The following is a 15,164-nucleotide window of genomic DNA, read 5'->3' on the forward strand; positions in this document are numbered from 1 at the left end:
GATATGAGAGCTTCTCCTTATTGTTCTATAGCCGAACTTTTTTCTCTCCCTTGTTCGGATTCTTCCGCATTCGTACTCATTCAGATGCCCGGCAGTGTAGCCCAGTATTGGCATTGCCCGACTTACTCAGCAGTGCAAAAGCTTCAAGATCTTACTTCTGAGGAGGGGTTTGTGTTCGCCCCTTTCTGTGCTACGGCACAAACCCCGATTTATTTTCTTCCTCCATTAGATGTAAGGGAATTTCCTCTCTCTACTTCTATTTCATTTCCATCCCATTCTACCGTTTCTTCTAAAGAGTCCGTTTTTGGTAAAAGAGATTACAAACCCAATGACACATACCAATCGGCATTTACCTCTTTCCACTCAGCAGTATGCTCAGGGCAATTCTCCAAGTTAGTCCTTAGCCGAGAGGAGGTATTGTCTCTTCAGGATACAATTACCCCGATAGATCTTTTTGCTGATCTTTTGAACTTGCAACAACCGGGAGCCAAATACCTGATTTTTATTCCTGAGATAGGGTTTTGGCTGGGTGCTACTCCGGAAGTTTTGCTCTGTAGCTCTCCACAAGAAACATATACCATGGCATTGGCCGGTACCAAAGCCCTTGGAAGAGAGTTTGAGATCGGTCAAGACTGTGAAGATTTTTTTGGTGCAAAAAACAATTCCGAACATGAGGTCGTGGTCGACCATATACGTACTGTCCTATGCTCGGAAGGTATCAAACTTGGTAAGACAGAAAAACGGGCACTGAAATCCTATAATGTGCAGCATCTTTGTACCAGATTCGATTTTGACAATTCGGATCATCTTGTTATAGCACGCTTAGTGGATAAGCTCCATCCAACTCCTGCCGTCTGTGGTATTCCCACAGAAAAAGCAAAGGATTTTATCCGAAAATATGAAGGCTATGAGCGTAGGTATTATGCTGGTTATCTTGGTTATTGGCAATACAGGCAACAAACCGAACTGTATGTCAATCTCCGTTCCGCATCCATAGACAAAGAAGGGAGTCTGCAAGCCCATTTGTATGCTGGAGGAGGGATTATGCCAGACTCTGACTATCTCTCCGAATGGGAGGAAACGAAGCTGAAAATGCAGCCTATGCACGCTCTCCTATCCCCATATATTACCCACTATTGTTTGCAATGAGAGGAAACGCATTCTATTCCTACAAATCTCTCTGTATTTTGCTATGAGTTTTTCTGCCAAGCCTCATGTACAACTATTGATAGGCCTACTAAGAGATTATAATATCCAACATTTGGTTGTTTGTCCGGGATCTCGAAATTCACCTATAATAGAGACTGCATATGAGCTACAGGCTTTTCATCTGCATTCCGTTGTTGATGAACGTTCTGCCGGATATGTGGCATTGGGGTTATCTGAGGTTTTGAATCAACCGGTAGCTGTCTGTTGCACTTCCGGAACAGCCCTGCACAACTTGGGCTCATCCATTGCAGAAGCCTATTTCAGAAGGATTCCATTACTCGTCATATCTGCTGATAGACCAAGCCGGGAGCTTTTTCAGCTTGATGGGCAGACAATCCCTCAAACCAATATATTTAGACGAATCACGCTACACTCTCTGGATGTAGAGGAGACGTACAACGATGATGATTTGGGAGCTTTGGCAAGAGATCTCAGCATGGCACTACTTTCTCTATCCCAACTTCCTAAAGGGCCTGTACATATAAACATACACATTCAAGATCCTGTACACGAGAGTGGCGATTGGTTGTACCAAACTGGGAGAAGAGTTAGGAGAGTAGGTCGATCTATAAATCCTCGATTTGAAGAGGTGAATTGGGAGAGCCTCCCGCGCAAAAGGGTGATGCTCCTGTTAGGACAAGAGGGTTTTGATCCTAATACAAGTCTGGCTATACGAAGGTTGAAAAGTCTTGGCTGTGTAGTCTTGGCCGAGCATACGGCTAATTTGAAGCCTGAGGATGATGTCATTAAGTTTTTCGATACGATCCTGTACGTAACAGACAAAAAAGAGTTCCCGTCTTTGGCTCCTGACCTGTTGATCACAGCAGGTGGGCATATCATTTCCAAGCGAATCAAACAGTTGCTCCGCCAATACAAACCTTGCGAACATTGGCATGTTGGGATAGACAGCTCGACTCCCATCCCTGATCCATACTTAAGTCTTACGCATATCTTTGATGTAGACCTGCCAACCTTTGCCATAAGTTTGGAACAGTATTTAAGAGAGAACTCTATCCCCAGCTTAGGTTCTGAAGAATACTTACAGAAATGGGAAGGTCTTCAGCTGCAGGTTCCTATGCCTCCTATCAATAATATCAAAAATGGACTGTCTGCCATTGGTCTGTTCCTTTCTCGTTGCAAGGCCGGAAATCATCTCTTATTAGGTAATAGCTCCATCATCAGGCTGGCTCAGCTTTATCCCTTGCCTTTCTTTTGTCACATCTATGCTAATAGAGGAACATCGGGTATAGATGGCCTTCTTTCAACGGCCGTAGGTATTGCTTTAGGCACTGCCGAAGAAGTTTGGGCTATCGTTGGAGACTTGAGTGCTTTCTACGACATGAACATCCTACGACATGATTTGCCCTCCAATCTGCGTATTATTGTCCTCAATAATGGAGGAGGTGGGATTTTCTTTCAGTTGCCTTCTCTGCAAGACAAGTCCTCTTTGAAGCAATACATTGGAGCAAGCCATAGTTGTTCCATGCAAGGCTGGGCAGAAGAAGCCGGGTTGGACTATTTCCAACCACAAACAGTACAGCAATTTCTGAAAGCCCTTGACAGAAAACATCCGACCAAAGCCTCTTTGATAGAAATATTCACGGATATCCGGAAGGATACCGAAGCTATACAAGACTATCGAGCACACGTATTCGATGCACTAAAACAAACTAAATCCTAATTACATGTAAGTCTATGCAAACTCAATGGACAAGTATCAAGCAATACGAAGACATTTTATTCGATTTTTTTGAAGGGATCGCCAAAATCACGATCAACAGACCTCATGTGCGCAATGCCTTTACTCCGCTCACGACAAGCGAAATATCCGATGCTTTGAGGATTTGCAGGGAAGACCCGAAGATAAGGGTTGTTGTATTGACAGGGGCCGGAGACAAAGCTTTTTGTAGCGGAGGTGATCAAAATGCCAAAGGCAAAGGTGGTTATGTGGGGCAGGATGGCGTTCCTCGACTAAATGTATTGGATGTCCAGAAGCAAATCCGTTCATTACCTAAGCCCGTAATTGCCATGGTCAATGGCTATGCTATTGGAGGAGGTCATGTCCTTCATGTTGTGTGCGACCTGAGTATCGCAAGTGAAAATGCTCGTTTTGGGCAAACCGGACCCAAAGTTGGTAGTTTCGACGCCGGATTTGGAGCCTCTTTTTTAGCCCGATGTGTGGGACAAAAGAAAGCACGTGAGATTTGGTTCCTGTGTCGGCAATACTCTGCCCAAGAAGCGTTGGATATGGGACTGGTCAATGCTGTAGTGCCATTTGATAAGTTAGAAGAGGAAGTGATTAAGTGGGCAAAAGAAATCATGGTACATAGTCCTCTGGCTATAAGGTTACTCAAAGCCGGCTTCAATGCCGAGTTGGACGGGCAAGCCGGTATTCAAGAATTGGCGGGAGATGCCACTTTGCTCTATTACCTTACAGACGAAGCTCAAGAAGGTCGGGATGCTTTTCTGGAGAAACGCTCACCGGACTTTGACCAATATCCCATGTTCCCATAAATGAGGTGGCAAAGGTAAAGGTCTTTAGACAAGAGCTGAAGTTTGCTCACCCGGCTATTACATCCAGAGGGATTTACCGTAGCCGGAATGTTTGGTTTTTGGTTTATTATCCGCAAGATGACAGTGCTGTTCATCATATTGGTGAAATAGCTCCGCTCTATGATCTCTCTCCGGAGTATCACCCGGGGTTTGAGGAGGAAATCATATCCTGTGCACAGTCAATGGAAGAAATATCGCCCGCCACTCTTCTGCAGGATTGTAGAGCCTCCTCCATTCGTTTCGCTTTGGACTGTATATCGAGACAAAATCAAAGCCTCCCTCACGCACCTTTCGATGAAGTACCTATCCCGGTCAATGGCCTCATTTGGATGGGAACTAAGGAACAGATGACTGCTCGAATGAAGGAGAAACTCCAAGCTGGCTTTCGCTGCATCAAACTCAAAATTGGAGGGATCGATTTTGAGGAGGAGTTATCTATACTACAAGAGCTCCGCAATCTGGCCGGCACAGATATCACAATCCGGCTGGATGCCAATGGAGCTTGGCAAGACTACGATACTGCCATGAAACGCTTGGAAGCTTTGGCTCCCTTCGGGATTCACTCCATAGAACAACCAGTATTGGCCGGTCTTACTGAGACAAGTGCAAAAGTGTGTCGACAAAGTCCTGTTCCAATTGCACTGGATGAAGAGCTTATTGGTATTTGGTCAAAGCAGGAGCGAGAGGTTTTGTTAGCCACCATTCGTCCTCAGTATTTGGTACTCAAACCAACCTTACATGGAGGATTGAGTGGAGCGGAAGAATGGATTCGATTAGCAAAGCAATATGCAGCTGGTTATTGGGTGACCTCTGCTCTGGAGAGCAATGTGGGATTGCGAGCCTTGGCCGAATGGATTTTACCTACACGACCCCTCTTGGCACAAGGCCTTGGCACAGGAGATCTCTACCTGAACAATATGCCCCGTAACCATCGGTTACATAAGGGATATTTCTATCTTGTGAGTCATTCTCCCTATTCTGTTTCTGATTTGAAAGGATCTCTCCCTGTATATGGATAGTTGCTTTATGTATAATAGATTGGGTATGTGTTAATGTGGTTTGTCTCTTTGAAAATGCCGATGAATAGGCTGTTCTGAGGGGGGCAAAATTCTCTCCTGAGAAAAATTTTGCTCTCTCCTGTGTTAGCGAAAATTCTCTCAGGAGAGAATTTTTATTTCCTCCTATGGTAATATTTTGCCCATGTATAGCTTCCTTTTTATAACAAGCTTTAACGATGGACTGTGCTAAAAATAGAGATAATCAGAATAAACAAAAACAGTAGGACCTTTGAACTATGAGCTTTAATTCTTTCGATGTTTGACGTGCGTTGTTTTTACAAAATAATGCTCTTTCAACCGATTCTCTATTTCGCTGTCTATATTGATACTTTCGAGCTGCATCATTAAGAGTTACATTGGTCATTCAAATCGATTGAGTTTCTAAATCGGAAAACTTTAGTCTAAATCATGATTACATAGAACCTCATTGATGAAATCATAATATGCTGTTTTCCATATTATTATAATATACTCTGTTGGATGCTTAATTTTCATTTTGGAAAACTTTAGTTGTCTGATCTGGAAGTTTATTATCCAATTTGATTTGTTTTAGTTCCCAAATCTAATTGTTTTCTATCCGTTTTTGTGTAGTTTTGTGGCATCTATAGAGAGGTTCTTCTTTCAATCTTTAAGAGAAAAAGAGCTAAATCCTTGGATGCTAATAGAAAAACAGATAAACGCATAAAACGAACAATGGAAAATTCACAATCTCCAGAGCTATACATCGTCAAGCGCGATGGAAAGGTTCAGATTTTCGACCCCAATAAGATCCGACAGGCGATCATCAAGGCTTATAGAGCTGGTGGTATCAATGAAGACGGCAATAAAGTAGATCGGATTGTAGCCCACATCACCGATCTGGCCAAACAAAGTCCCGAAAGGAAGTTGGCAGTGGAGGAGATACAGGATTTAGTAGAGCAACAACTGATGAGCTGCGACCCTTATATCGCCAAAAAGTACATCATATATAGGGAGTGGCGTAATGTGGAGCGCGATAGAAAAACTTCTCTGAAGCAGACCATGGATGGAATCGTGAAAATAGAAAAGAACGATACCAATTTGGGGAATGCCAACATGAGTGCTCACACCCCATCTGGACAAATGATGACTTTTGCTTCAGAAATCACCAAGGACTATACACGCAAATATTTACTATCTCCTATTTATAGCCGAGCGCATAACAATGGGGACATACACATCCATGACCTCGACTATTACCCCACTAAGACAACCACTTGTGTGCAATATGACTTGGAAGATATATTCGAGAGGGGATTCCGTACTAAGAACGGTAGTGTACGTACGCCACAGAGTATCCGCAGCTATGCAACTTTGGCCACGATAGTGTTTCAGACAAATCAGAATGAGCAGCACGGAGGACAATCCATACCGGCTTTTGATTTTTTCATGGCTCCCGGTGTGGCCAAGTCTTATCGTAAGCACATAGTAAATAATCTCTCTTTCATACTTGATCTGAAGTCAACACCGTCGAACAAGGATCTGTCGTCTTTGGTTGAGAAAATTGCACCCAAACTCACGGAAAACCAAGAAGAAGCCAAGCGAGTAACCACCGCCTTGCAAGCCACCGGCTTAGCCTTGGATTTGCATGAAGTTTCGCATGCCCTAAAAAATGCCTATGTGGCCACGCGCAAGGACACACATCAGGCTATGGAAGGATTTGTTCATAACCTCAATACAATGCATTCTCGTGGAGGAAATCAAGTCGTTTTCAGCTCAGTGAACTATGGAACGGATACCAGCCCAGAGGGGCGTATGGTGATTTTGGAGCTTCTCAAGGCTACACAAGAAGGTCTCGGTCAGGGAGAGGTGCCCATATTCCCGATACAAATTTTTAAGGTCAAAGAGGGAATAAACTATTGCGAAGAAGACTACGAATTGGCAATAAGTCAGTTCGACAAAGCTCTCAATGGAGAATTGCAATACAAGACTCCTAACTTCGATTTGCTGATAGAGAGTTGCAAGGCTACAGCCAAGGCTTTGTTCCCGAATTTCCTATTCCTCGATACTCCATTCAACAGCAATGAGCTATGGAAAGCAGATGACCCCAAACGTTATCTCTACGAGGTGGCCACAATGGGCTGTCGTACTCGTGTATTTGAGAATTTGAGAGGGGTAAAGTCCAGCGTAGGCCGTGGAAATCTCTCTTTCACTTCTATCAATATGCCTCGGTTGGCGATAGAAGCGATACGAGAAGCAGAGGAGTTTAGCCCTGATGGAAGCAAAGAGCAACTCAGGAGAGAGGCCCGCATTATCTTTTTCGATAAGGTTCGCAAAATGTCTGTCTTGGTTGCTGATCAACTTTATGATCGTTATTGTTACCAAAGGAAGGCTTTGGCTAGGCAATTCCCCTTCATGATGCGAAACGATGTGTGGAAAGGAGGACAAGCTCTTCAACCTCAAGACGAAGTTGGTGATGTCATAGCTTCCGGCACACTGGGTATCGGTTTTATCGGGGGGCATAATGCCATGGTAGCTATCTATGGAGAAGGACATGCACATAATAAGGAAGCATACAATACTCTATATGAGGCTATACAGGTAATGAATGAAGTGGCTAACGAGTACAAACGGAAATACAATCTGAACTATTCTGTGCTGGCAACTCCGGCCGAAGGTCTCTCTGGTCGCTTCACTCGTATGGATCGTAAGAAGTACGGTATTATACCCGGCGTGACAGATCTGGATTATTACGTCAATTCCTTCCATATCGATGTGCGTGAACCAGTGGGAATAGCCGAGAAAATCAAATTGGAAGCACCTTTCCATGCCATCACTACCGGTGGACACATTACCTATGTAGAACTTGATGGCGAGGCAAAGAAGAATGTATCGGTTATCCTCAAGATTGTTCGTACCATGAAACAGGAGCAAATAGGGTACGGCTCAATCAATCATCCAATAGACACTTGTCTCAAGTGTGGTTATAAAGGTGTTATCTATACCAAATGTCCTATTTGCAAGTCCGAACAGATAGAGCGACTGAGACGTATCACCGGATATCTCACTGGTAGTCTGGATAGTTGGAATAGTGCCAAGCAAGCCGAAGAGCATGATAGGATAAAGCATCACTAAAAGTCTTTTAATCTCCATATTAGGTACAGCGATCCCGATCGGAGGTTTTGTTTTTCCTCCGGTCGGGGACTTGCTACTTCTATATGCGTGTCCTAAATATATATAAGTCCACTATCAGCGATGGCCCTGGCTTGCGCTATTCGATCTATTTGTCAGGCTGTAGACATGCCTGCCCAGGCTGTCATAACCCTCGGTCATGGGATGAAAATTCAGGCATATTACTCACCCCTCAGGCTTTGGATCAGATCACCGAGGAAATTAATAGTGATCCGCTGTTGGATGGAATTACGATTAGTGGAGGAGATCCCTTTTTTAATCCAGCCGAACTAACTGATCTATTGGCCGAGTTAAAAATAAAAACCAACAAAAATATTTGGTGCTATACAGGCTATACGATAGAGACCATTTTGGCCTCCGAGAAATTGAGTGCTCCTCTCCGATACATAGATACGCTTGTGGATGGCCCATTCATCCAATCTCTCTATGATCCTACCTTACTCTGGCGGGGGAGTAGCAATCAACGTGTCATTAGACTACAATCTGGTAGGCCTTTGCCTTGATTGTCAGCGACCTGCAAAAAGGAAGCGGAAAGCATCTTCAACCTTACTGATAGGTATAAGCTTCAGCCTTGTCGTCTTGATCTCTCCATCACTATCCAAATTCCCCTGAGGATAAAGCATTGTATCGAAGCCCAAGCGTTCTGCCTCGGATATTCGTTGTCTGATACGACTAACGGCTCTTATCTCTCCTGCCAACCCCACTTCTCCACATAGGCATACCCCCGGACTGACTGCAATATCCAAGCTTGAGGATAGTATAGCCGAAATAACGGCCAAATCGGCTGCCGGATCAGCAGTGCGTATCCCTCCGGCAATATTCAGAAAGACATCCTTTTCTATCAGTCTGAATCCACTCCTTTTCTCCAATACAGCCAATAGCATATTCAGGCGCCGTATATCAAAACCTGTAGCCGAACGTTGTGGGGTAGAGTAGACAGCCGAACTTACCAAAGCTTGCGTTTCGATGAGCAAACTGCGAGCACCTTCCATGCTGCAAGCAATCGCAATACCGCTAAGTCCAAGGCTCCGATGGTTGATAAGTTGCTCCGATGGATTCTCGACAGGTCTTAATCCTTTCCCTGTCATCTCGTAAATACCAATCTCGGCTGTATTTCCAAAACGATTTTTTATTGCTCGTACCAAACGATACATATGCTGTTTATCTCCCTCAAATTGGAGCACTACATCCACTGTGTGCTCCAATAGTTTAGGGCCAGCTACTTGTCCCTCTTTCGTTATATGTCCTATGAGAATTATCGGTATGCCCGTTATTTTGCAGAATCGTAGAAGCTGGGCTGCCACTTCTCTAATTTGCCCCACAGATCCGGGGGTGCTCTCGGATTGCTCAGTGTAAACAGTTTGTACGGAATCTATCACAAGCAAGTCGGGCTGCAACTTACCAGCTTCAGCCAGTATGTGCTCGATACGGGTCTCTGTATAGATATGACAATGAGACTGTTCTTCTCCAAGGCGATCCGCCCTCAGCTTAATCTGTTTGGCACTTTCCTCTCCCGACACATAGAGCGTTTGTAGATGTTTTGCTTGCATTACGGTCTGCAAAACAAGAGTGCTTTTCCCGATGCCAGGCTCTCCGGCCAGCAAAACAAAGCTCCCAGGTACGAGCCCCGATCCCAACACACGATTAAGCTCCATATCACAAAGGTCGATTCGAGGTTCTTTTTCATAGGAGATTTCGTTTAACCTCTGTGGTGAATTCTCGCTCATGATATCTGTCCATCCATATCTTTTTGCCGGATTATTTGCCGGAGATGGATGTTCAATTTCTTCCTCAATTGTATTCCATTCTCCACAAGCATTGCATTTACCCATCCATTTGGGATAAATGGCACCGCAATTAGTGCAAGCAAAGACAGATTTGAGCTTAGTCATGATTTTTTATTCCCTTACAATAGGCATAGTTGAGCATCGCAGTAGTCCACCCATCTTGGATATCTCGAAATAGGGTACTGGCTCGACCTGTATCCCCCATTCCTCTTGTAGATGGTTGTTCAATCTGGAAAACCTTTGCTCACTGATGACCACAGAGGGGCTGATCGAGAAGATATTCGTATTCATGTAATAGGCCTCTTCTTCTGTAACGGCAAAGAGATTGCTTTTGCCGAAGATTTCCTCTATCACCCCCTTACTTTCCTGATCGGCGAACCCCTTGGGATAGTATATCGCTTTCCCCGTACCGACCGGCTGAAAGGCACAGTCCAGATGAAGTACGCTTTCGGCCGTGTTTTGATCATGTTTTTTTAGGACAATCGGGACAATTGTCTTATGAGGGAAACGATCTCGCAAAAAATCTACTGCATAACGATTGGTCCGAGCTGTTTTATAAGAGTCAAATGTCCCTTCTGGACAAGTTCCGACGAACAAAATATCATCATACAACAGCACATCTCCTCCTTCTACTCGGATAGGGGCAGGCAGTAACTCCAAGTGATCTCCTACTTGAGAAAAAATGTCTGTGAAAGCTTCTGTTTCTCTCGAACGATCTGCAATAAGATTGGCAACAAACAGAGTGTCGTCTATTGTGAAAGCAACATCTCTAGCAAAAACTTGATTGTAATCCTCTAAAGAGGAGGGGCGAAGGACTTCTACTTGGTATTTGTTCAAAATCTCCAGTACCGCCTGCATCTCAATTTTGCAATCTCCTTCCTTAGGATAAATGCCCTTGACTACAGAGTCATAGCTTTTGGCATCATAGGTTTGCTCTATGCTTGGTTCTGGCCCTTGTTTGTCCGGGAGTCCTAGTACGACAGTACATAGTCTCGAGGTCTCATTGGTCACATGTGGAGTTATCATAATTGTGTTTTTGTTCGTGTTTGGTTTTCTTGAAAGAGAGGGATGTGTTGGGAATAAAGGATTGTCTTACAAAGTATTGAGTACTTGCTCTCGTATTTGCTCCAGTTCGTCCTTCATTTCCACTACAAGTTGTTGCATACGTACCTCATTGCTCTTGGAGCCTAAAGTATTTATCTCTCGTCCTATTTCTTGTGCGATAAAACCGAGTTTCTTCCCTTGACCTGGCTCTAAATTCATTGTATCGACAAAGTAGTTCAAATGATTACGTAAACGGTTACGTTCTTCACTCACATCCAGTTTCTCAATGTAATAGATCAGTTCCTGCTCCAAACGCCCCTTGTCATACACGATGTCGGATGGCAGTTGAGATAGGCGTTCTTCTATTTGACGACGAACGGATTCTATGCGTAGAGGTTCTATAGTCTCTATTTTATCCACCATCTGATTGATGCGACCTATCGCATTGGTGAATACCTGTTGAAGCATTTGACCTTCCTGCTCACGGAACTTGGAAAATTCATTTAGCGCTCTATCTGTTAGACTCAAAATCTCAGACCATTCAGCTTCACCAACATCGCTATCCTCTTCCTCCTCTTTTTCTTTATAAACCTTGGGGATAGAAAGAGCTATTTGCAACAAATTATCTGGCTCTGCCATATCCAGTTCTTGACAAAGCTGTCGAATAAGGTCTACATACTCGGTGGCAGCTGCCTTGGAGAAAGGGGCAAGCTCATTATTAGCATTGATTGGTTCGATGAATAAGGTAAAATCAGCTTTCCCTCGAATTAACTTCTTCCCAATTCGGGTCCTAAGCTCCAGCTCTCGTTCCCTATAGCGTGATGCGATACGTGTACTTAGATCCAGCTGCTTGCTGTTCAGAGAGCGTACAGTAGCTGTCACCTTGTACATTCCAATTATTGTAGAGGCTTTACCAAAGCCTGTCATGGATAATATCATGATAAGATGGGGATTAAGAAAGAAGGCCATCTATAGAACTTTCATTCTGTAGACAGCCTCCTTTCCCATTATGATTAGTTTTTGCCGTGACAATTCTTGTACTTCTTTCCGCTTCCACAAGGGCACAAGTCGTTCCTTCCTACTTTGTTCTCAACTCGGATCGGTTCTCGATGTTGGGGTTGTTGGCCAGCAGAGGAAGAAGCTTCGCGTTGTGCATGCTCATGCTCCGCTATGTCATCTTTTATTTCTCTGTATTTCGTCTTATTCTGCCTACTTTGGATCTCTTCGGCTTGCTTGATGGCGATACGCTCCTGTTCTTCAGCTGAAGGCTCAGGCATCGGAATTCGAGCTCTCATGAGGATGGATACGAGCCTGCGGTTCATCTGCTCCAACATCTTACGAAAAAGCTCATAAGACTCCAACTTATAGATGAGTAGGGGGTCTTTGTTTTCATAGCTGGCATTCTGTACCGAATGACGCAGCTCATCCATTTCACGTAAGTGCTCTTTCCATGCTTCATCTATTGAGAGCAACACAATCGCTTTCTGAAACTCCTTGATAATGCTCTTACCCTTGCTTTCGTCAGCCTCCTTTAGGTTGCATGGTATATTGTACATCCTCTTGCCATCGGTAACAGGGATTACAATCCGCTCATAAACGTTGCCCTGCTCCTCGAACACTCGGTGTAATACGGGATAGGCTATTTCGGCAATCATATCCATCTTGCGTGAATATGCATGATAAACAGCATCGAAGATAATGTCGGTAAGATTTTCGGCTTTCTCCTTCCTAAACTTTTCTTCGCTGAGAGGGGATTCTATTGCAAGTGTGATCATGAGATCGGTCTTAAACTCCTGGAAATCATCCGATCCGGCATAGGTTTCAGCTATGAGTTTTGATGTATCGTAGAGAGTATTGAGCACATCCATCCCCACACGCTCTCCCATAAGAGCATGTTTGCGCTTGGTGTAGATTACCTCTCGTTGCGTATTCATCACATCGTCATACTCAAGAAGACGCTTACGGATACCGAAGTTGTTTTCCTCTACTTTTTTCTGAGCACGCTCCACAGATCTACTGAGCATATTGTTCTCCAAAACCTCTCCCTCTTTGAAGCCGAGCTTATCCATGAGAGAAGCGATCCTATCCGTAGCGAACAATCGCATCAAATGGTCTTCGAGAGAGATGAAGAAGACAGAAGAACCTGGGTCTCCCTGTCTACCGGCACGCCCTCGTAGCTGCCGGTCTACTCGCCGTGACTCATGACGCTCCGTACCAATGATAGCCAACCCTCCTGCATCTCTAACTTCCGGGGACAACTTGATGTCAGTACCACGTCCGGCCATGTTGGTAGCAATAGTTACGGTGCCAGTTTTTCCGGCTTGAGCTACAATATCTGCCTCCTTTTGGTGCAGCTTAGCATTGAGGACATTGTGCTCTATCCCTCGGAGTTTGAGCATACGGCTAAGTAACTCAGATGTTTCTACATTCGTTGTCCCCACCAAGACAGGACGACCGTCTGAGATAAGTGTTTGGATCTCTTCGATAACGGCTGCATACTTTTCTCTTGCCGTCTTGTAGATCCTATCATTCATATCATTTCTTGCTATCGGACGGTTGGTTGGTATCACAACCACATCCAACTTATAGATATCCCACAGCTCTCCGGCTTCAGTCTCGGCCGTACCAGTCATACCGGACAGCTTATGATACATACGGAAGTAGTTCTGCAGTGTAATAGTAGCAAAAGTCTGAGTTGCAGCTTCTACTTTCACTCTCTCCTTGGCTTCTATAGCCTGATGTAACCCATCGGAATAGCGGCGGCCATCCATGATGCGACCGGTTTGCTCATCAACGATCATAACCTTGTTGTCCATCACCACGTACTGGTCATCTTTCTCAAAGAGAGAGTACGCCTTTAGTAGCTGATTGACAGTGTGTACGCGTTCGCTTTTGATCGAATAGTTGGATAGCAATTCATCACGATGCTCCGCCAATTGAGTGCTGTCATACCCCATGTTTTCAAGTTCTGCCAACTCGGATGCTATATCCGGTAGGATAAAGAAAGAGGGGTCGTCAGTTCCGGATGTAAGTAGGTCTATCCCCTTGTCTGTAAGTTCGATGCTATTATTTTTCTCATCAATAACGAAGTAGAGCGGATCGGTAACAATGTGCATATTGCGCATATTCTCCGCCATATACTGCTCTTCTGTCTTCAGCATGGATGACTTAATACCTTGCTCACTCAAATATTTGATAAGCTGTTTGTTCTTAGGCATACCCTTGAAAGAACGGTATAGTAAAAGTGATCCCTCTTCTTGAATGTTCTTCTCAGAGCTACTCATCTTTTGCTTGGCATCAATCAAGAGCTGAGCACAGAGCTTGCGCTGGGCATTGACCACTTTCTCCACGTTTGGCAGAAACTCTTCAAATAACTGATCGTCACCCTTGGGGGTAGGCCCCGAAATAATCAAAGGAGTACGAGCGTCATCAATGAGCACTGAATCGACCTCGTCCACAATAGCATAATTGTGCTTCCTCTGTACAAGATCCGAGGCACTCATGGCCATATTGTCTCGAAGGTAGTCGAATCCGAATTCATTGTTTGTCCCGAATGTGATATCTGCATTGTAAGCCTTGCGTCTGTCATCCGAGTTGGGTTGATGCTTATCGATGCAGTCCACAGTGAGGCCATGAAACATATAGAGTGGTCCCATCCACTCTGAGTCACGCTTGGAAAGGTAATCGTTGACAGTCACCACATGGACTCCATTCCCGGGCAAGGCATTGAGAAATACGGGTAGGGTAGCAACGAGAGTTTTTCCTTCCCCCGTTGCCATTTCCGCTATCTTCCCTTTGTGGAGCACTGTGCCACCGAAGAGCTGTACATCGTAGTGCACCATATCCCAAGTGATTTCATTTCCTCCCGCCATCCAATGGTTCTGATATATGGCGGTATCTCCTTCGACCCGAACAAAATCATGATTGACCGACAAGTCTCGATCAAGTTGGGTTGCATCTACTCGTATTTCCGAATTTTCGGCAAAACGTCTGGCTGTGCTCTTAACTATCGCAAAGGCTTCAGGAAGTATTTCCTCCAGTACAACTTCGATCTTATCTAGAATATCTTTCTCCAGATTATCCACCTTTTTCCAAGCTTCTTCTCTTTCGTTTAGCTCCTTGCTTTCTATATCGGCCTTGATTTTCTCGATCTCGGCACGCTCTTGAGTCACGCGTTCGTTTATCCGCCCACGAAGTTGAACAGTAAGAGCTCTCAACTCGTTGTGAGAGAGGGCATCTATCTTCGTGTATGCCTCTTTTATCTTAGCCACGTAGGGCTTAATCTCTTTGAGGTCTCGTTGCGACTTGTTACCAAAGAGTTTAATGATGATATCGTTGAATCCCATATTGTGTAGTTGTTCTT

General features: G+C 44.5%; 10 protein-coding genes. 6 read left to right on the forward strand and 4 right to left on the reverse strand.

Annotated elements, in window-relative coordinates:
• The first annotated feature begins 3 nt into the window (after positions 1 to 3).
• From DQN70_RS06375 to nrdG, 6 genes are all read left to right on the forward strand, one after another.
• Positions 4 to 1,149: an isochorismate synthase gene (locus DQN70_RS06375; protein ID WP_023939202.1), complete on the forward strand. Its 1,146-nt coding sequence runs from the start codon at positions 4 to 6 to the stop codon at positions 1,147 to 1,149.
• 43 nt (positions 1,150 to 1,192) lie between these two features.
• On the forward strand, positions 1,193 to 2,890 hold the full coding sequence (menD, locus tag DQN70_RS06380; RefSeq protein WP_023939200.1) for a 2-succinyl-5-enolpyruvyl-6-hydroxy-3-cyclohexene-1-carboxylic-acid synthase: 1,698 nt from the start codon (positions 1,193 to 1,195) through the stop codon (positions 2,888 to 2,890).
• A gap of 14 nt (positions 2,891 to 2,904) precedes the next feature.
• Positions 2,905 to 3,723: a 1,4-dihydroxy-2-naphthoyl-CoA synthase gene (gene menB, locus DQN70_RS06385; RefSeq protein ID WP_023938243.1), complete on the forward strand. Its 819-nt coding sequence runs from the start codon at positions 2,905 to 2,907 to the stop codon at positions 3,721 to 3,723.
• A gap of 5 nt (positions 3,724 to 3,728) precedes the next feature.
• Positions 3,729 to 4,781 carry an o-succinylbenzoate synthase gene (locus DQN70_RS06390; protein WP_023938244.1) on the forward strand — a complete coding sequence of 351 codons (1,053 nt, stop codon included), beginning with the start codon at positions 3,729 to 3,731 and terminating at the stop codon, positions 4,779 to 4,781.
• Positions 4,782 to 5,513: 732 nt separating this feature from the next.
• Complete coding sequence (locus DQN70_RS06395) at positions 5,514 to 7,913, forward strand: anaerobic ribonucleoside triphosphate reductase (protein ID WP_036887651.1); 2,400 nt, start codon at positions 5,514 to 5,516, stop codon at positions 7,911 to 7,913.
• An 83-nt stretch (positions 7,914 to 7,996) separates the two neighbouring features.
• Entirely contained in the window at positions 7,997 to 8,473 is a 477-nt protein-coding gene (gene nrdG / locus DQN70_RS06400) for an anaerobic ribonucleoside-triphosphate reductase activating protein (protein WP_023938569.1), read from the forward strand.
• 3 nt (positions 8,474 to 8,476) lie between these two features.
• On the opposite strand, the gene radA is transcribed toward nrdG, so the two are convergent.
• From radA to secA, 4 genes are all read right to left on the reverse strand, one after another.
• On the reverse strand, positions 8,477 to 9,862 hold the full coding sequence (gene radA, locus DQN70_RS06405) for a DNA repair protein RadA (protein ID WP_023938572.1): 1,386 nt from the start codon (positions 9,860 to 9,862) through the stop codon (positions 8,477 to 8,479).
• A gap of 6 nt (positions 9,863 to 9,868) precedes the next feature.
• A complete protein-coding gene (locus DQN70_RS06410; RefSeq protein ID WP_023938574.1) occupies positions 9,869 to 10,783 on the reverse strand; it encodes a dimethylarginine dimethylaminohydrolase family protein in 915 nt (304 codons plus the stop codon).
• A gap of 66 nt (positions 10,784 to 10,849) precedes the next feature.
• Positions 10,850 to 11,770 carry a YicC/YloC family endoribonuclease gene (locus DQN70_RS06415; protein ID WP_023939194.1) on the reverse strand — a complete coding sequence of 307 codons (921 nt, stop codon included), beginning with the start codon at positions 11,768 to 11,770 and terminating at the stop codon, positions 10,850 to 10,852.
• Between the two features lie 44 nt (positions 11,771 to 11,814).
• Complete coding sequence (gene secA / locus DQN70_RS06420; RefSeq protein ID WP_023938577.1) at positions 11,815 to 15,147, reverse strand: preprotein translocase subunit SecA; 3,333 nt, start codon at positions 15,145 to 15,147, stop codon at positions 11,815 to 11,817.
• Between the last annotated feature and the right edge of the window lie 17 nt (positions 15,148 to 15,164).

The organism is Porphyromonas crevioricanis, from assembly GCF_900476255.1.
GTDB lineage: Bacteria > Bacteroidota > Bacteroidia > Bacteroidales > Porphyromonadaceae > Porphyromonas > Porphyromonas crevioricanis.